The organism is Rhodococcus sp. 14-2496-1d, from assembly GCF_002259365.1.
Lineage (GTDB): Bacteria > Actinomycetota > Actinomycetes > Mycobacteriales > Mycobacteriaceae > Rhodococcoides.
On the sequence record NZ_NPFV01000027.1, the window covers coordinates 127,103 to 145,256 of the forward strand.

At 65.2% G+C, this 18,154-nt stretch carries 17 protein-coding genes and 1 pseudogene; 10 read left to right on the forward strand and 8 right to left on the reverse strand.

All coding sequences use genetic code 11. The annotated features are described in order from the left end of the window. Positions 1 to 70: 70 nt before the first annotated feature. The 4 genes from rplU (at position 71) to proB (ending at position 3,474) form a co-directional block, all read left to right on the forward strand. Entirely contained in the window at positions 71 to 382 is a 312-nt protein-coding gene (gene rplU / locus CH296_RS19555; RefSeq protein WP_032394581.1) for a 50S ribosomal protein L21, read from the forward strand. Positions 383 to 441: 59 nt separating this feature from the next. Further along, positions 442 to 705 carry a 50S ribosomal protein L27 gene (gene rpmA, locus CH296_RS19560; RefSeq protein ID WP_032379202.1) on the forward strand — a complete coding sequence of 88 codons (264 nt, stop codon included), beginning with the start codon at positions 442 to 444 and terminating at the stop codon, positions 703 to 705. Positions 706 to 880: 175 nt separating this feature from the next. After that, positions 881 to 2,332 carry a GTPase ObgE gene (gene obgE, locus CH296_RS19565; RefSeq protein ID WP_032394580.1) on the forward strand — a complete coding sequence of 484 codons (1,452 nt, stop codon included), beginning with the start codon at positions 881 to 883 and terminating at the stop codon, positions 2,330 to 2,332. A 2-nt stretch (positions 2,333 to 2,334) separates the two neighbouring features. After that, positions 2,335 to 3,474, forward strand: coding sequence for a glutamate 5-kinase (proB, locus tag CH296_RS19570; protein WP_176459073.1), 1,140 nt, complete (start codon positions 2,335 to 2,337; stop codon positions 3,472 to 3,474). On the opposite strand, the gene CH296_RS19575 is transcribed toward proB, so the two are convergent. From CH296_RS19575 to CH296_RS19590, 5 genes and pseudogenes are all read right to left on the reverse strand, one after another. After that, entirely contained in the window at positions 3,447 to 4,313 is an 867-nt protein-coding gene (locus CH296_RS19575; protein WP_373453926.1) for a Sir2 family NAD-dependent protein deacetylase, read from the reverse strand. The two genes, proB and CH296_RS19575, sit on opposite strands and share 28 nt — an antisense overlap. A gap of 104 nt (positions 4,314 to 4,417) precedes the next feature. After that, positions 4,418 to 4,816, reverse strand: a complete 399-nt coding sequence (locus CH296_RS19580) for an ectoine synthase (protein ID WP_032394579.1) — start codon at positions 4,814 to 4,816, stop codon at positions 4,418 to 4,420. 40 nt (positions 4,817 to 4,856) lie between these two features. Beyond that, positions 4,857 to 6,134, reverse strand: coding sequence for a diaminobutyrate--2-oxoglutarate transaminase (gene ectB, locus CH296_RS19585; RefSeq protein ID WP_256980518.1), 1,278 nt, complete (start codon positions 6,132 to 6,134; stop codon positions 4,857 to 4,859). A gap of 48 nt (positions 6,135 to 6,182) precedes the next feature. Continuing rightward, positions 6,183 to 6,797: pseudogene (gene ectA / locus CH296_RS29600) on the reverse strand (diaminobutyrate acetyltransferase); the annotation flags it as partial. Between the two features lie 62 nt (positions 6,798 to 6,859). Then, on the reverse strand, positions 6,860 to 8,977 hold the full coding sequence (locus CH296_RS19590; protein WP_094631124.1) for an ATP-dependent DNA helicase RecQ: 2,118 nt from the start codon (positions 8,975 to 8,977) through the stop codon (positions 6,860 to 6,862). A gap of 107 nt (positions 8,978 to 9,084) precedes the next feature. On the opposite strand from CH296_RS19590, the gene crcB (CH296_RS19595) reads away from it, so the two are divergent. Next, on the forward strand, positions 9,085 to 9,504 hold the full coding sequence (gene crcB / locus CH296_RS19595; RefSeq protein ID WP_094631125.1) for a fluoride efflux transporter CrcB: 420 nt from the start codon (positions 9,085 to 9,087) through the stop codon (positions 9,502 to 9,504). Next, a complete protein-coding gene (gene crcB / locus CH296_RS19600; protein WP_094647539.1) occupies positions 9,501 to 9,872 on the forward strand; it encodes a fluoride efflux transporter CrcB in 372 nt (123 codons plus the stop codon). The genes crcB (CH296_RS19595) and crcB (CH296_RS19600) overlap by 4 nt, the downstream gene beginning before the upstream one ends. 37 nt (positions 9,873 to 9,909) lie before the next feature. On the opposite strand, the gene CH296_RS19605 is transcribed toward crcB (CH296_RS19600), so the two are convergent. Genes CH296_RS19605 through CH296_RS19615 form a run of 3 tightly spaced genes read right to left on the reverse strand, consistent with a single transcriptional unit; the run spans position 9,910 to position 11,648 of the window. Beyond that, positions 9,910 to 10,314 carry a VOC family protein gene (locus tag CH296_RS19605; RefSeq protein ID WP_094685557.1) on the reverse strand — a complete coding sequence of 135 codons (405 nt, stop codon included), beginning with the start codon at positions 10,312 to 10,314 and terminating at the stop codon, positions 9,910 to 9,912. A gap of 9 nt (positions 10,315 to 10,323) precedes the next feature. After that, positions 10,324 to 10,779: a helix-turn-helix transcriptional regulator gene (locus CH296_RS19610; protein WP_032394575.1), complete on the reverse strand. Its 456-nt coding sequence runs from the start codon at positions 10,777 to 10,779 to the stop codon at positions 10,324 to 10,326. After that, positions 10,776 to 11,648, reverse strand: a complete 873-nt coding sequence (locus tag CH296_RS19615) for a ribokinase (RefSeq protein WP_032394768.1) — start codon at positions 11,646 to 11,648, stop codon at positions 10,776 to 10,778. Before CH296_RS19615 ends, CH296_RS19610 begins: the two co-directional genes overlap by 4 nt. Positions 11,649 to 11,742: 94 nt before the next feature. Here CH296_RS19615 and CH296_RS19620 point away from each other — a divergent pair, with 94 nt between their 5' ends. From CH296_RS19620 to CH296_RS19635, 4 genes are read left to right on the forward strand one after another with little or no spacing between them, the layout of a single operon-like run. After that, on the forward strand, positions 11,743 to 13,008 hold the full coding sequence (locus tag CH296_RS19620) for an aspartate aminotransferase family protein (protein WP_032394574.1): 1,266 nt from the start codon (positions 11,743 to 11,745) through the stop codon (positions 13,006 to 13,008). Beyond that, positions 13,005 to 15,917: an FAD-binding and (Fe-S)-binding domain-containing protein gene (locus tag CH296_RS19625; RefSeq protein WP_094685558.1), complete on the forward strand. Its 2,913-nt coding sequence runs from the start codon at positions 13,005 to 13,007 to the stop codon at positions 15,915 to 15,917. Before CH296_RS19620 ends, CH296_RS19625 begins: the two co-directional genes overlap by 4 nt. Next, complete coding sequence (locus tag CH296_RS19630) at positions 15,914 to 17,389, forward strand: NAD-dependent succinate-semialdehyde dehydrogenase (protein ID WP_094685559.1); 1,476 nt, start codon at positions 15,914 to 15,916, stop codon at positions 17,387 to 17,389. Before CH296_RS19625 ends, CH296_RS19630 begins: the two co-directional genes overlap by 4 nt. Before the next feature lie 15 nt (positions 17,390 to 17,404). Beyond that, entirely contained in the window at positions 17,405 to 18,118 is a 714-nt protein-coding gene (locus CH296_RS19635; RefSeq protein WP_230596661.1) for a GntR family transcriptional regulator, read from the forward strand. Positions 18,119 to 18,154: the final 36 nt, after the last annotated feature.

Below are 18,154 nucleotides of genomic sequence, written 5' to 3' on the forward strand. Positions count from 1 at the left end.
GTTTTACCAGACCAGTCGTGTTGCCATGCGCAATGCGAGCAAGTTCGAAGAAGCAAGGGGTAGCCCTCCGATGGCAACGTACGCGATCGTCAAGACCGGCGGAAAGCAGTACAAGGTCGCTGTTGGTGACCTCGTCAAGGTCGAGAAGATCGAGGGAGCGCCCGGCACTGCTGTCTCGCTTGCTCCGGTCCTCGTCGTAGACGGATCCGACCTGACCACCGATGCAGACAAGCTGGCGAAGATCTCGGTCGCCGGTGAGATCGTCGAGCACACCAAGGGCCCGAAGATCCGCATCCACAAGTTCAAGAACAAGACCGGATACCACAAGCGTCAGGGACACAGGCAGAAGCTCACTGTCCTCAAGGTCACCGGCATCAAGTGACCAGGTCCCTTCGGACCCGCGTTCTCCCAAGCTGATTCACCCCGAGGAGGGTATGCAACATGGCACACAAGAAGGGCGCATCGAGCTCCCGTAACGGTCGCGACTCGAACGCTCAGCGCCTCGGCGTCAAGCGTTTCGGCGGCCAGACCGTAGGCGCAGGCGAGATCCTGGTTCGTCAGCGCGGCACGCACTTCCACCCCGGCGTCAACGTCGGCCGTGGCGGCGACGACACCCTGTTCGCACTCGCCCCGGGCGCAGTCGAATTCGGTGCCAAGCGCGGTCGCAAGACCGTGAACATCGTTCCGGTCGCTGTAGAGGCCTAGTCCTTCTGCAGCGCTCGCGCCCACGATGGCCGACGCGACCGGGCAACTGCTCGAGTCGACCATCCACGGCGTACGTTCACAGCTCCCGATAGGGGCGGACCAGGGTCATGAGACCGGTCCGCCCCTATCGCTTTTTTCTCCCGCTTTTTCTTTCACGAAAGGATCGAAGACAGCTATGTCACGATTCATCGACCGCGTGGTGCTGCACGTCAGCGCCGGCAAAGGTGGCAACGGCTGCTCTTCGGTTCACCGCGAGAAGTTCAAGCCTCTCGGTGGCCCCGACGGTGGCAACGGAGGACAGGGCGGCGGAGTCGTGTTCGTCGTCGACAGCAACGTCCACACTCTGCTCGACTTCCACTTCTCCAGCCATGCCAAGGCAGGCAACGGAACTCAGGGCATGGGCGGCAACCGCGAGGGTGCCAACGGCGAGGACCTGATCCTCAAGGTTCCCGACGGCACCGTCGTGCTCGACAAGAAGGGCAACGTCCTCGCCGACATGATCGGCGAGGGAACACGTTTCGACGCCGCTCCGGGCGGCCGCGGTGGACTCGGCAACGCAGCTCTCGCATCGAAGGCTCGACGTGCCCCCGGATTCGCACTGCTCGGCGAAGAGGGCGTCGAGCGCGAACTCGTCCTCGAACTCAAGTCCGTCGCCGATGTGGGCCTCGTCGGTTTTCCGTCGGCCGGTAAGTCCTCGCTGGTTTCGGTGCTCTCCGCCGCGAAGCCGAAGATCGCCGACTACCCGTTCACCACACTGGTGCCCAACCTCGGTGTCGTATCCAGTGGAGACACCACGTTCACCGTCGCCGACGTCCCCGGGTTGATCCCTGGCGCGAGTCAGGGCCGCGGTCTCGGACTGGACTTCTTGCGGCACCTCGAGCGATGCGCTGTGCTCGCACACGTAGTCGATTGCGCGACACTGGATCCGGGTCGCGATCCGATCTCCGACGTCGACGCCCTCGAAGCCGAGTTGGCGGCCTACAAGCCGGCTCTGTCCGGTGATGCCAGCCTCGGTGATCTCGCCGATCGGCCCCGCATCGTCGTACTGAACAAGGCAGACATTCCCGAGGGTGCCGAACTCGCCGAGATGGTCACCGCCGAGTTCGAGTCGCGTGGGTGGCCCGTGTTCACCATCTCCGCGGTGACGCGTGCCGGTCTCAAGCCGCTGACGTTCGCGTTGGCGAAGCTGGTCGAGGAGTACCGCACTGCGCATCCGGCTCCCGAGCCGCGACGTCAGGTGCTGCGTCCGGTCGCCAAGAACGACGACAGCTTCAAGGTGGTGAAGGATCCGGACATCCCGGACGGCTTCATCGTTCGCGGTACCCGACCGGAGCGGTGGGTACGCCAGACGCAGTTCACCAACGACGAGGCCGTCGGCTATCTCGCCGACCGTCTCGCGCGGCTCGGCGTCGAGGACGCACTCATCAAGGCCGGCGCTCAGCCCGGTGCTTCGGTCACCATCGGCGACGTCTCGTTCGATTGGGAGCCGCAGACCCCGGCCGGTGTCGAGATCACGATGACCGGCCGTGGCACCGATGCCCGCCTGGATCAGGTCGAGCGCATCGGCGCATCCGAACGCAAGCATGCCCGCCAGGTTCGTCGCGGGCTCGATACCGAACAGGAGTAGCCGTGGTGGCGGTGCGTGAATCCGATTCGCTCGCAGAGGCTCTCACCGATACCCGTCGCACGATCGCCGATGCCAAGCGGATCGTGGTCAAGATCGGTTCCTCGGCTCTCACCAGCCTCGACACCGGTCTGGATCTGGGCCGACTCGATCTGCTCGCCGACGCCATCGAATCTCGGATGCGCAGCGGCACGGACGTGGTGGTCGTGTCCTCCGGCGCGATCGGCGCAGGGATGGCACCGCTGGGCCTGACCAAGCGTCCACGAGACCTGGCGACCAAGCAGGCTGCGGCGAGCGTCGGACAGCTCGCTCTGGTTCATGCGTGGAGCTCGTCGTTCCACCGGTACGGACGCACGGTCGGACAGGTTCTGCTGACGGCCGAGGACATCGCGCGGCGAACCAACCATCGCAATGCTCAGCGCACCCTGGATCGGCTGCGCTCGCTCGGTGCCGTGGCCATCGTCAACGAGAACGACACGGTCGCCACCGCGGAGATCAGGTTCGGCGACAACGATCGCCTGGCTGCCCTGGTCGCCCACCTCGTCGGAGCGGACGCGCTGTTCCTGCTCTCGGACGTGGACGGGTTGTACGACGGTGATCCTCGCAAGGGCGAGGCGACGCTGATCCCGGAGGTGACCAGTCCCGAGGATCTCGACGGCGTCGTCGCCGGCTCCGGGGGAGCGCTGGGCACCGGCGGAATGGCGTCCAAGCTGTCCGCTGCGCGTCTCGCAGCCGATGCCGGTGTTCCGGTGCTGCTGGCTGCGGCATCCGATGCTGCACACGCACTGACGACGTCCGCGGTGGGTACCGCCTTCGCTGCTCGGCCGACTCGGTTGTCGGCCCGCAAGTTCTGGGTCCGTCATGCCGCGGATGCCGCGGGAGAACTCCACCTCGACGCGGGGGCGGTGCGTGCAGTGGTGGATCGGCGACGGTCGTTGCTGTCCGCTGGTATCACGTCGGTGACGGGATCCTTCCACGGCGGCGATGTGGTCTCGTTGGTCGACCACGGCGGCGTCCTGGTGGCTCGCGGGGTCGTCGCGTACGACTCGGCGGAGCTGGCCGGAATGCTCGGGCGGTCCACAGGGGATTTGGCCGCGGAACTACAACGACCTGTGGTTCATGCCGACGATCTGGTTCCTGCCTGATCGAGGTCGTCGGCCAGCGCGGTCGCCACCTCAGAGCAACCGGCATGGACTGTGAGAGAAGCGAATTCGTCGCCGCGGGTGGTACCGCGGTTGACTATGACGATCGGCTTCGACTTCTTGGACGCGTGCCTGACGAACCGCAGGCCGGACATCACGGTCAGCGAGGATCCGAGCACCAACAACGCATCACTTCGGTCGACCAGATCGTATGCCTCGGCGACACGCGGCTTGGGAACACTCTCACCGAAGTAGACGATGTCGGGTTTCAGTATGCCCGAACATGATTCGCAGTCGACCATTCTGAAGTGCGCGGTCGAGGAGATGATCGCGTCGGCATCGGGCGCGATCTCGACGCCGTTTGCGGGTGCAACCGACTCGAGGAAACCCGGATTGGCACGATCGAGTCGCCGGGCCAGTTCGAAACGCGAGATCAATCGCTCGCAGTTCAGGCAGCGAACGCGGGCGTAGACGCCGTGCAGGTCGATGACGTTTCGGCTGCCCGCCTTGGTGTGCAGCATGTCGACGTTCTGGGTGATGATGCCGGTGACGACGCCGGCCCGTTCGAGTCGGGCGAGTGCTCGGTGCCCGTCGTTGGGTACCGCGGCATCCATGTGTCGCCACCCGACGTGGTTGCGTGCCCAGTAGTGCCGACGAAATTCGGCGTCACCGATGAACTGCTGGAATGTCATCGGGTTACGCGGGGGTGACTGCGGACCGCGGTAATCGGGAATGCCGGAGTCGGTGGACATGCCTGCGCCGCTCACGACGGTGACCGTCCTGCCCTCGAGCAGAGAAGTCAGCTGCTCGTACAGGACTGCGGACACAGCAGATGCATTCACTTCGTCCAGGATAGCGATCCATCGCCCGATGAGCACCGTATCGACGCCTACGGCCCGCACCCGACGCGGAAGCGTCGGTGCGGGCCGTCAGGGACGTACTGGTGCTACGCGGGTACCTCGACGAGGGGGTACACGCCGTTCTCGTCGTGCGTCTCGTTGCCGACGACCGGGGGATTGAACACGCACAGCATGCGCATCGTGGTACGCGGCTCGACGGTGTGGCGCTCGTGTCCGTTGAGCAGGTACATCGATCCCGCACCGAGCTCGTAGGTTTCTCCGGTCTCGCGGTCGGTGAGCGTTCCCTCGCCCTCGATCAGCCAGACGGCCTCGACGTGGTTGGCGTAGTGGAAGTTGTTCACCGTGCCGGCCTGAATCGTGGTCTCGTGGAACGAGAATCCGACCTTGTCGCCGCCGAGAATGATTCTCTTGCTGCGCCAGTTGCCGTCTTCGCTCTCGATGTCGCGATCGGTACCGGTGATCTCCTGGGTGGTGCGAACGATCATGCGATGTCCTCCTTCGATGTCGGTTGCTGCGGACGGACGGTCAGGAAAGCACCTTGGCGACGGCGCTCTCGATGACGTCCAGACCGCGGTCCAGCTCGTCCATCGTCGTGGTCAACGGTGGGAGCAGCTTGACGACTTCGTCCTTCGGTCCTGCCGTCTCCACGAGCAGATGCTCGTCGTAGCAGAGCTGTGAGACCTTGCCGGCCAACTCGGCGTCGTCGAACACCAGTGCCTGGACCATGCCGCGGCCGCGAGTGGAGATGCCGTCGAACTTTGCGCAGAGCTTGATGAAACGATCCTGGATGTGCTCGCCCTTGGCGAGGATTTCCTTCTCGAAGCTGTCATCGGACCAGTAGTGGTCGATGGCGGCCTTCGCCGTGACGAACGAGGGGTTGAAGCCGCGGAAGGTGCCGTTGTGCTCGCCCGGTGACCACACGTCCAGCTCGGGCTTGAACAGGGTCAGTGCCAGCGGCATACCGTAACCGCCGATGGACTTGGACAGCGTGACGATGTCCGGGGTGATGCCGGCTTCCTCGAACGAGAAGAACTGTCCGGTGCGACCGCAGCCCATCTGGACGTCGTCGACGATCAGCAGGATCTCGCGACGCGAGCACAGCTCGGCCAACGCGCGCAGCCATTCGGGGCGCGCCACGTTGATGCCGCCCTCACCCTGGATGGTTTCCACGATCACTGCGGCCGGGCGGTTGAACCCGCTGCCCGAGTCGTCGAGTACGCGCTCGAACCACTGGAAGTCCTCGGTGACTCCTCCGAAGTAGTTGTCGTACGGCATCGGAGTGGTGTGCACCAACGGAATTCCGGCGCCGGCACGCTTCATCGAGTTGCCGGTGACCGACAGCGCGCCGAGTGTCATGCCGTGGAATGCGTTGGTGAAGTTGATGATCGCCTCACGCCCGGTGACCTTGCGTGCCAACTTCAGGGCCGCCTCGACGGTGTTGGTGCCTGTCGGTCCGGGGAACTGAACCTTGTAGTCCAGGCCGCGGGGGTCGAGGATGTTCTTCTTGAACGACTCGAGGAATTCGCGCTTGGCGACCGTGGACATGTCCAGTCCGTGGGTGATGCCGTCGCTGGTGATGTAGTCCACCAACGCACCCTTGATCATGTCGTTGTTGTGGCCGTAGTTCAGTGCGCCTGCGCCACCGAAGAAGTCGAGGTAGTCGTTGCCGTCCTCATCGGTGATCACCGAGTTCTTCGCGGTGGAGAACACGGCGGGCCACTGGCGGCTGTAGCTCCGCACTCCGGACTCGACGGTCTCGAACACATCGGGCTTCTCTGTTGTGACGGTGTTCTTTTCGGTCATGTTCTGCTTGTTCCTTTCGTAATTCCGCGATGCGTCGGGGCCTACGGTGTAGAGCTCCTCCGCTTCGTGGCTATCAGGGAAATCGTTGGGCGCGAACAAATCCGACTTGACGATGTCGGTGCCTCGCTTACGTGCGAGGCTCGTGAAGGTTGCGATGGACGCTTCGTTGTCCGGGCTGATCGTCGTTTCCAGATGCGTGATGCCCTGTGGCTCGAGGCGGTCGAGCAGCTCCATCAGCATGCGACCGGCAAGTCCCTTGCCACGCTGGTCCGCATCCACGGCGACCTGCCACACGAACAGTGTGCGGGGGGCGTCCTGGCGGATGTATCCGGTGACGAAACCGACTGCGCGGCCGTCGATGTCGGATACGACGGTGGTGGCCGCGAAATCACGGCACCACAACACGTACGAGTAGCTGGAATTGAGATCCAGAACTCGCGAATCTCTTGCGATCTCCCAGAGCCGGACTCCGTCGGAGATCTGTGGCTTACGAAACTTCACTGCGTCCGGCGCAGTGAGCGGGGTACCTCTCAGCAATGCGGGCTTCATAGGAAAAACAAACGTAACAAGGTCGCCGAGGCATATCGAGTGAGTCCGCAGATCGACCCCCGAAACGGACATGCTTCCCCTGGTTAACCACCGATTGTGATGGTGGTCACACATTCCTGACCCAGCTGGCTGTACCCAGCGCTGCAGAAATCAAACCATGCAATTTCGACCGGTCGTCATTTCGGTGTTGCGAGAGCGAACGGCAACACCGCCGAGGCGCCCGCTGACGTCAGAGCCGACGCCGCACAGGTGAACGTCCACCCCGTGTCGGTGACCAGATCGATCAACAGGATCGGTCCCGTCACGGACGATACGTCCGGAACGTCCCACGAGTCCACCAGCCCGGCGACCCGAAAGGCCGAATTGGCGGCCGACACGGGTGGATGACCTGCCCTGACCTGCATCACCCCGAGATCCTCCAATTTGCCGACCGATGCCAATCGCGCGGCGATCGACCGCACCAGGAGCGGGTGGGTAGGGGAGTCGAGAGCCAGAACGGCAGTGGGACGCTGCTTCCAATCCCAGTTGGCGAGCACGGTGATGCACGCCTTCTCCAGTGCATCGGTGGCCGGAGCGTCGGGCGCATCGAGCAGGGCACGCAGTCGGCTGCCCCAGCCCAGGTCGGTGAGCCGGCCCAGTACACGCCCGGGTTCGTGGGGGTCGGAGATCTTGCCCGAGAGCGAGACACCGAGCTTCTTCATACCGCTGGGCCACTGCTTTCTGGGCTGCAGGTCGATGCCCGGCCGATCCAATCGTGCCCTCGCCGAGTCGACCGAGGCCGCATCCACCGAGGCGGACAGGTGCTCACCGGTGCAGTTGTCGCACCGCCCGCATCGGTCGGACTCACTACCGGGTGCGCCCAGGTCCGGGTCGTCGAGCTGTCTCCGCAAGAACTCCATCCGGCAGCCGTCGGTGCTCTGGTAGTCGATCATGGCCTGCTGTTCGCGGTCCCTGGCCTGCTCGAGACGCTCGTAGCGGGACGCGTCGTACGTCCATTGCTCCCCGGTCGCCATCCAGCCGCCACGAACGCGTCTGACCGCGCCGTCGACGTCGAGGACCTTCAGCACCATCTCGAGCCTGCTGCGGTTCAGCTCGACCAGCGGCTCCAGTGCCTGCGTCGACTGAGCCTTCTCGGTGTTCAATGCATCGATGACCTGCCTTACCAGATGTTCGCGGGGGAAGGCGACCGAGGCGAAGTAGCTCCAGATCTGCCGATCCTCGTGGCCGGGAAGCAGCACCACATCGGCTCGTTCCGTGGCGCGACCGGCACGCCCGACCTGCTGGTAGTACGAAATCGGAGACGACGGTGCCCCCATGTGCACCACGAAACCGAGGTCGGGCTTGTCGAAGCCCATGCCCAATGCGGACGTGGCGACCAGGGCCTTGACTCGGTTGGCCAGCAGGTCACCTTCGAGCGACTCGCGTTCGGTCGGGTCCGTCTGACCGGTGTACGAGGCCACGACGTGCCCCTGATCGGTCAGCAGCGCCGCCAGGTCCTTGGCCGCCGACACCGTCAGGGTGTAGATGATTCCCGAACCGGGCAGCGTCTTCAGATGATCGCCCAGCCACGCCGCCCGTTCGGTGGCGTTGTCGATCTTCACCACGGCCATGCGCAGAGAGTCGCGTGCGAGCCCGCCGCGCAGGACGAGTGTGTCTCCGCCGCCGACACCCAACTGCGCCGCGACGTCGTCCACCACGCGGTCGTTCGCCGTCGCCGTGGTCGCGAGTACGGGGATACCGTCGCGCAACTCGGCGATCAGAGTTCTGATTCGTCGGTAGTCGGGTCGAAAGTCGTGGCCCCAATCGGAGACGCAGTGAGCTTCGTCGACCACGACGAGGCCCGCGTCCCCGGCCAGGGACGGCAGTACCTGATCGCGGAAATCGGGATTGTTCAATCGCTCCGGACTGACCAGCAGCACGTCGAGTTCACCGGAGTTGACCTGCTGATGAATGTCGTCCCATTCGGTCATGTTGCCGGAGTTGATGGTGGCGGCGCGCACGCCCGCCCGCTCGGCGGAGGCAACCTGGTTGCGCATCAGCGCCAACAGCGGAGAGACGATGACCGTCGGACCCAGGCCCTGCGCGCGCAGCAGCTTAGCCGCGATGAAGTAGACCGCCGACTTGCCCCAACCGGTCCGCTGCACCACCAGCGCCCGCCGCCGATGCACCACGAGAGCCTCGATGGCCGTCCACTGGTCTTCGCGCAGCACTGCATCGGGGCCGGCGAGTTCGCGCAACAGTTCCTCGGCGCTCTCGCGCAAGTTCCCGGTCGTGGGCTCCGTGGTCGTTGTCATAGGCTCCATCGTGCAGTAGGCATCCGACATCAAACACGGGCCGGTCGGAAACGGTCGGACCGAGCAGCCCGAAAGGATCATCGGTGGTCGATCCCGATTCCGATTCGATGCCGGCCGACCAGGGACCCGTGCACCGTCACCTGTGGGCACTGGCAGTGGTGTTCGTCGGCGGAGCGGCGGGTACGGCAGTCCGCTACGTGATTGAGGAGCAGCTCCCGCATTCGGCATCGCAGTGGCCGACGGCGACCTTCGGCATCAACATCGCCGGTGCATTCGTGCTCGGCCTTCTGCTCGAGTCACTGGTTCGCGGTGGGCCCGATGCGGGAAATCGGCGCAGGCTGAGGTTGCTGGCAGGTACCGGGTTCTGCGGTGCGTTCACCACGTACAGCACCTTCGCCCTCGAGACGGTCGAAGGGTTCCGGAGTGGGTTCACCGGGGTGGCCGTGGCCTACGCAGTGGTCAGCGTGTTTGTCGGCATACTCGCCGCCTGGGCCGGAATCGCACTGGCAGGCAGAGTGGTTCGATGATCGCGCTGTGGATCGCAGTGGCCGGCGGGCTGGGGGCAGTCGTTCGCTTCGTCGTCGATGCGGAAGTGAAGTCACGTCTCGCGGCACGGACGAGCTTTCCGTGGGCGACACTCGGCATCAACGTGTCCGGGTCGTTCCTGCTGGGGGTGCTGGCCGGATGGGTGATGTTCCGAGCCGGCTCGACCGACGTCCAAGCCGTCATCGGCACCGGGTTCTGCGGCGGGTACACCACGTTCAGCACGGCGAGTGTCGAGACCGTCCGGTTGCTACAGCACGGGCGTCGACGCGATGCCGCAGTCAACGCGATCGTCTCGCTGCTGGCGTCCGTCCTCGCATGCGGCGGTGGTCTGGCTCTCGCGTCGATGTGAGGTCGGAAACCATGATGGTTCGTTCCGCGGGCTCCACTCACGCCTGACTGACGCGAACCATGTTCCCGGCGGGATCGCGGAATGCCGCGTCGCGCGCTCCCCACGGCTGACTGGTCGGTTCCTGCAGAATGTCGGCGGTGCCTGCCGCGCGTATCTTCTCGAACGCGCCGTCGAGGTCGTCTGCGCGAAACCACAAACCGGGCAGTTCACCCTTGGCGAGCAGCGCAGCGATCTGATCGCCGAGCTCCTGGGACCGTCCCGCATGCGGCTGGGACAGTACGATCGCGATTTCGGGTTGATCGGCGGTGGACAGGGTTATCCACCGGAAGCCGTCGTTCACCACCTCGTTCTTCACCTCGAGTCCGAGGGTGTCGCGATAGAAGGCCAGAGAGGCATCGGGGTCGTCGGTGTAGATGTGGCCGTGGCTCAGGGAAAGTGTCATGTCGCAAGGCTAGGACGCGTCGGTCGACATCGCTTCTTCGATTCTGCTCGATTGCGCGGAGATCGCGGTCCGTATCGGTCGGCCCATCGCCAGGGATACGCAACTCGGCATCCCCTGGCTGTCGCTGTGATCACGGGCGCGGTACGCGCTGGGTGTCTCACCGACGATCTCGGTGAAGCGGGAGCTGAAGGATCCGAGACTGGTACAGCCCACAGCGAAGCAGGCCTCGGTGACGCTGACATCTCCGCGGCGCAGCAGGGCCTTGGCGCGCTCGATTCGGCGGGTCATCAGATGTGCGTACGGCGTCTCACCGTAGGCCTCGCGGAAACGGCGACTGAAGTGCGCGGTGGACATCGATGCCGTGCGGGCCAGAGCGGGAACGTCGAGTGGCTCGGCGAATTCGCGATCCATTCGGTCGCGCGCGCGGCGCAGACGTCGGAGTTCGTCGAGGTCGGGGGTGTTCATCCAGTGGCCGCATCTCGCAGTGCGTCGATGTCCTCGCGAGTACCCGAGGACGTGCTCGCACCCGGCCTCGTCGCGGCGAACGATCCTGCAACGCAGGCCCATTCGACTGCCTTGCGCGGGCCGTCGAACCAGGACGCAGCCAGTGCTCCGGCGAATGCGTCGCCGGCCCCGGTGGTGTCGACGGCGTCGACGCGCGGAGCAGGGACCTCGAACGATTCCGAGCCGCGGTACCGAGCGCCTCGGGCACCGAGTGTGGTGATCACGTGCGTCACCTCGTTCAGCCGGTTTCCGAGTCGGCTTTCCTCGGCTTCGTTGACCACGAGCACGTCGGTTGCCGCCACCAGGGCGTCGGGCAGATCCTGAACCGGTGACGGGTTCAGCATCGTCACCACACCGCGAGAGCGTGCGTACTCGAATGCGGTCACCACGGTGGCGAGGGGAATCTCCAACTGACACAGGAGAATGTCGGCGTCGGAGATGACGGTCAGGTCGTCGTCGGTGAGGTCGCGAACGCGTTCGTTGGCCCCGGGGACCACGACGATGTTGTTCTCGGCGTGATCGTCGACGGTGATGGCGGCGATGCCGCTCGAACCTGCTGTGGTGCGCAGCGCGCGGTCGTCGACTCCCGCGCTCGACAGGGTCCGGCGCAGTGTCTCCCCGAACTCGTCGTCTCCGACCGCTCCGATGAACGACACAGGAACGCCGGCTTTGGCGGCGGCGATGGCCTGATTGGAGCCCTTGCCGCCCGGCGAGGTGGTGAACGATGTGCCCAGCACGGTTTCGCCGGGTTCGGGCAGGGACGGTGCCCGGGTGATCAGATCCATGTTGATGCTGCCGAGCACGGCGATGCGAGGGTTCGAAGCGGGCACCGACGAACTGTATCGCTCGGGCGGATGCACCCGTCCCTGAACTGCCAATTGCAGATTGTTGACAATCCTAATTCCGTGGGTGACGATGGCAGCCATGACAGCGTCGACTCGCACCCACCTCAGCCCGGCACTCAAGCAGGCGACCCCGATCGTCGTCGATCACGGAAAGGGCAGCTGGATCATCGGCACGGACGGGCGCAAGTACCTCGACTTCACCACCGGTATCGGCGTCACCAGCACCGGGCACTGCCATCCCCGCGTGGTCGAGGCCGCCCGCGAGCAGGTGGGCAAGATCATCCACGCTCAGTACACGACAGTCATGCATCAGCCGCTGCTGGCGCTGACCGACAAGCTCGGCGAGGTACTACCGCCCGGTCTCGACAGCGTCTTCTACGCCAACTCCGGCTCCGAGGCCGTCGAGGCATCGATTCGGTTGGCGCGCATGGCGACCGGACGGCCCAACATCATCGCGTTCCACGGAGGGTTCCACGGACGCACGGTGGCGGCCGCGTCGTTGACCACCGCGGGCACCAAGTTTCGGTCCGGATTCTCACCGATCATGGGCGGTGTGCATATCGCGCCGTTCCCGTACGCGTTCCGATACGGCTGGGACATGGACACCGCCGTCGCCTTCGCGTTGAAGGAACTCGACTACCTGCTGATGACGATGTCGAGCCCCGCCGACACCGCTGCGTTCATCATCGAGCCGGTACTCGGTGACGGCGGTTATCTGCCCACGCCTCCGGAGTTTCTCGAGGGCCTGCGCGAACGCGCGGACACCCACGGGATCGTCCTCATCGTCGACGAGGTGCAAGCGGGGGTCGGCCGTACCGGGAAATTCTGGGGTCATCAGCACTCGTCGATCACTCCCGACATCGTCATCACCGCGAAAGGTCTGGCCAGCGGATTTCCGATCTCGGCGATCGCGGCATCGACCGAGTTGATGAGCAAGGCCTGGCCCGGATCGCAGGGCGGCACGTACGGCGGCAATGCCGTCGCCGCTGCGGCGGGTGTCGCGACGCTCGACGTCGTGCGTGAGGAAGGTCTGGTCGCCAACGCTGCCGCGCAGGGCCGAGTTCTGCTCGACGGCCTGCTCGCACTGAAGTCCGAGCACTCTGCAATCGGTGATGCACGTGGACTCGGCTTGATGCAGGCACTCGAATTCGTCGACAGCGCAGGCAATCCCGATGCTGCGGCCGCTCTGCGCGTACAACAGGGCGCGATCGACGAGGGGTTGTTGCTGCTCACCTGTGGCGCGCTCGGCAACGTGGTCCGGATCATCCCGGCGCTGATCGTGAGCGACGACGAGATGCGGCAGGGCCTCGACGCGTTGTCGCGCACACTGAAGAACGTGCTGTGACGGCTGCTTCCGTTCGATCCCCGGTTCCTGCACTCGTGCAGGAAGTACTCGAACTGGGCATCGAGATCGACGACTCGGATCGGCGGCTCGCCGAGTACTCCTACGACGCCTCGAACTACCGAATTCCGCCTGCCGCCGTCGTGTTTCCGCGCAATGCCGATGACGTGTCCACCGTGGTTTCGCGGTGCGCCGCTGCCGGAATCGCGGTCATCGGCCGAGGCGGCGGAACGTCCATGGCGGGCAACGCGATCGGTCGCGGCATCGTGCTCGATTTCTCTCGCCACATGAATCGCGTGATCTCGGTGGACACCGACTCGCGAACGGCGGTGGTGGAACCGGGAATCGTCATCTCGGAGTTGCAGCGAGAGTTGGTGGCGCGCACAGCCGGGGAATTCACGTTCGCCCCCGACCCGTCCAGCAAGACACGCGCGACGGTCGGCGGGGCGGTCGGCAACGACGCATGCGGTAATCATTCGGTGCGCTACGGACGAACAGCGGACCACACGGTGGCGATGGACGTGGTCACCGCCGACGGGCACCTGCTTCGAGTGACTCGTAGCGGTGTGGCGGCAGTGCATTCGCAGGATTCCGCGGCAACCGATGCGGCCGAACGTATCTCGCGTGAGCTGCAGTCGCTGGCGGCGGACAACCTCGCCCTGTTCAGAGTCGAGCTGGGCCGCATACCGCGACAGGTCTCCGGATTTCACCTGTCGCATCTGCTGCCCGAGAACGGGTTCGACGTCGCTCGTGCACTCGTCGGAAGCGAGGGCACCTGCGCGGTGATCGTCTCGGTCACCGTCGCCGTCGTGCCCGTACCGCGGGCCGCGCTGTTGCTCTGCCTGGGCTACGACGACGTGGTGGCCGCCGCGGCCGACGTGACGGCCATTCTCGAGTTCTCGCCTGCCGCGGTGGAGGGTATCGACGACAACATCGCCCGGACGATGGAGTACCGCCGCGGACCGGACTCCGTCCGCGGTCTGCCCGCGGGAAACGCCTGGCTCTACGTCGACCTCGACGGTGCCGATACCGCCGAAGTGGAGAACAAGGCCGCCCGTCTGCTCGAGGCGCTCGGTCTTCTCGGCCGCGTCAAGGAGGGCCGCATCGTCACCGACCCTGCCGATCGAACAGCGCTGTGGCGAGTACGTGAGGACGGCGCGGGGCTCGCGACCCGCCTGGCCGGCGGAGCCGAGTCCTGGGGCGGCTGGGAGGACGCCGCCGTCGCACCCGAGAACCTGTCCGCCTATCTCGCCGACCTCAACGTGCTTCTGGCCGAACACGATCTGACGGGGGTGATGTACGGACACTTCGGTGCCGGCTGCATGCACGTGCGCATCACGTTCGATCAGCGCACCGACGCCGGACGACGAGTGATGAACGACTTCCTGCGCGCCGCCGCGCGGGTGGTGGTCGAGCACGGCGGCAGCCTGTCCGGTGAGCACGGCGACGGCAGGGCACGCTCGGAACTGCTGCCGGTGATGTACTCGTCCCGCATGCTCGACGCGTTCGCACGATTCAAGCGCATCTGGGATCCCGGCGGCATCCTCAACCCGGGGTCGATCACCGATCCGGAACCGATGATGGACAACCTGATGCTGCAGGGCATCCCACAGCGGGAATGGAAGACGACCTTCGATCTGCACCAGATCGGGACGCGGGCAGACCTGGATCCCTTCGTACACGCAACTCAGTCGTGTGTCGGTGTCGGTAAATGCCGCACAGCGTCCGGAGGCGTCATGTGCCCCAGTTTCCGCGCCACGGGCGACGAGAAGGATTCGACGCGGGGTCGAGCACGAGTGCTGCAGGAGATGGTGCGCAGTTCGCCGACAGTTGCCGACGGATGGGCCTCGAAGGACGTGGCCGAATCGCTCGATCTGTGTCTGTCCTGCAAGGCCTGTTCGTCGGATTGTCCTGTCGGAGTGGACATGGCGACGTACAAGTCCGAGTTCCTCGATCATCACTACGCGGGGCGACTGCGGCCGCTCTCGCATTATTCGCTTGGCTGGTTGCCCCGCTGGCTGAAGGTGACGAAGAGAACGGCACCGTTGCTCAACCGTCTGCTCACCCCGCGCATCGCAGCACTGGCGGCTCGGCTCGGTGGGCTGACCACCGAGCGGCCGTTGCCACGATTCGCATCGGCGAAGGAACTGGCGCGAGAAGTCCGGCTCGGCGGCGGCCGCGACGCGGACGTCGTGTTGGTCGTCGACACCTTCACTCAGGGTTTTCGTCCCGAGGTCGCGGGCGCGGCTCAGCGCGTGCTCGAGGACTCGGGCCGCAGCACCGAATGCCGGACCGACGTGTGCTGTGGTCTGACCTGGATCTCGACGGGCCAGCTGAAGGCCGCCCGCGCGCACCTCACGAAAGCCGTTGCAGCACTGGACGACGGCACCGACCGGCCCATCGTCGTCACCGAACCGAGCTGCGCGGCGGCGTTCCGCAAGGACATGCCGGAGTTGGTTCCCACCCCGGCCGCGAGACGAGTCGCGGCGCGAGTACAGAGTTTCGCGGGCGCGGTGATCGATCAGGCCGCGGCCGGGTGGGTGCCCACGGCGGAGATTCCCGACTCGGTGACCGTACAGACCCACTGCCACGAATATGCGGTGTTCGGCAACGCCACCCAGCGCACGGCATTGGCCTCCGTCGGTATCGACGCGGTGCGGGAGGCCACCGGATGCTGCGGCGTGGCAGGCAATTTCGGCTTCGAGTCTCGGCACTTCGAGCTGAGCATGGCGGTCGCCGAACAGGCCCTCGCGCCGGCGCTCCGTGACGCCGAGCCGGACACTCCGATTCTGACCGACGGATTCTCCTGCCACATGCAGGTGCGTCAACTCACCGGTGACCTGACCGGTGACGCGTCCGTACACCTGGCGCAGATACTCGATCCACGTTCGACGAAAGGACCGCGGCCATGACCGCCAGTTCGACCACCAGCCTCACGCGTCCTACCATCACGGTTCCGACCGACCTGTTCATCGCGGGCACGTGGACCGCCGCAGCGTCCGACGCCCGGTTCGATGTCATCGATCCCGCCAGCGGCGAGGTCATCGCCAACGTCGCCGACGGCGGCATCAAAGATGCCGAGAACGCCATGGCCGCAGCGGTCGACGCCGCCGCCGACTGGGCCGCGACGCCGCCGCGTGCACGTAGCGAAATCCTCCGCGCGGCATACGAACTGATCATGGCGCGGTCGGAGGAGCTCGCTGCGATCATCACCGCGGAAATGGGAAAGCCACTGGCCGATGCGCGGGGTGAGGTGGCGTACGGTGCCGAGTTCTTCCGCTGGTTCTCCGAGGAGGCGGTGCGCATCTCGGGCGATCACACCCTCACCGGAGACGGCAAGAACCGCATCGTGGTCACCCGAGCACCCGTCGGACCGTGCATTCTCGTCACTCCGTGGAACTTCCCATTGGCCATGGGAACTCGCAAGATCGGCCCTGCATTGGCGGCAGGATGCACCGTGGTGTTCAAGCCGGCCGAGCAAACTCCGTTGACGGCACTGGCCCTGGCCGAAATCCTGCGCGACGCCGGTGTTCCGGCGGGAGTGGTCAATGTCGTGACCACCACCGACGCGTCGGGTGTCGTGGGCTCGTGGATGAGCAGCGGTTCGGCCCGCAAGATCAGCTTCACCGGGTCGACGGCGGTGGGCAAGATCCTGCTCGAACAAGCCGCATCGACGGTGATGCGCACCTCGATGGAGCTCGGTGGCAACGCACCCTTCATCGTCATGGACGACGCCGATCTCACGCGCGCCGTCGACGGTGCGATGGTCGCCAAGATGCGCAACATGGGTGAGGCGTGCACCGCCGCCAACCGATTCTTCGTACACCGCAGCGTCACAGCGCAGTTCGCGGAGGCGCTCGCCGAGCGGATGGGTGCACTGTCGGTCGGGGCCGGAAGTGCACCCGGAACCGAGGTGGGTCCACTGATCGACGACGCGGGCCGCACCAAGGTGCAGACACTCGTCGACGACGCCCTCGGGCGCGGCGCACGTGCGATCGTCGGGGGAGTGGCCCCGGACGGACCCGGCTACTTCTACCCACCGACGGTCCTCACGGACGTCGACGCGACGTCGGATCTGATGTCACAGGAAATCTTCGGGCCGGTGGCAGCAATCGTTCCGTTCGACACCGAGGACGAGGTGATCGCCCTCGCGAACGACACCGAATGGGGACTCGTCGGATACGTCTTCACCCAGGACATCGACCGTGCTCTTCGGATGGGTGAGCGCCTCGAGGTGGGCATGGTCGGCCTCAACACGGGGCTGGTGTCCAATCCGGCTGCGCCGTTCGGTGGCGTCAAACAGTCCGGACTCGGCCGCGAGGGCGGAAAAGTCGGCATAGACGAATTTCTGGAGTACAAATATTTCGCCATTCCCCGAGGCTGAGAGAGGTTTTCGATCATGCCCAGTTCGAGACGACTGACGCCCATCGACGCACGCAACACGTCGATGGTCATTGCCGACCAGATTCGCGACCGCATCATCGACGGGTCCTACGCCCCAGGGGAACAGATCAACGAGGCCAACGTCGCCGCGGAACTCGAGATCTCGCGGGGACCGGTCCGGGAGGCGTTGCAGCGTCTCAATCAGGAGGGGCTCCTCGTCAGCTACCGGAATCGAGGCGTGTTCGTCGTCGAGCTGAGCAGCGAGGATGTCACCGAGATCTACGAATCCCGCGCGGCGATCGAGGTCGGTGCCGCGTGGACTCTGGTGCACGGCGATCGCGCTCGTTTGGTTTCGGCTGCCGATGAGCTCTCGGCCATCGTGATGCAGATGCAGCCGTTCATCGATCGGGCGGACTGGCGAGGTCTTGCCGAACGGGATCTGGCGTTTCACACCGCCCTGGTCGCGGCAACGCGCAACAGCCGAATGTCGCGAATGTACGCCACGCTCGCTGCAGAGGCGCGAATCTGCATGGCCAACCTCGAAACCGCGTACTACCGGCCCGAGGCGCTGGTGGAGGAACACCAGCTGATCGTCGACCTCCTGCTCGGATCGGACTGGGACGCACTGGAAAAGGGCGTGCACGAGCACATGGACACCGCTATCCACGATCTGACTCGCGCCATGGTCGAGGAGCAGGCAGAACACTCGGCGCTGGCCACTCCGGGATAGTCGCCTGCCCGCAACACAGCATTTACATCCGAAGTC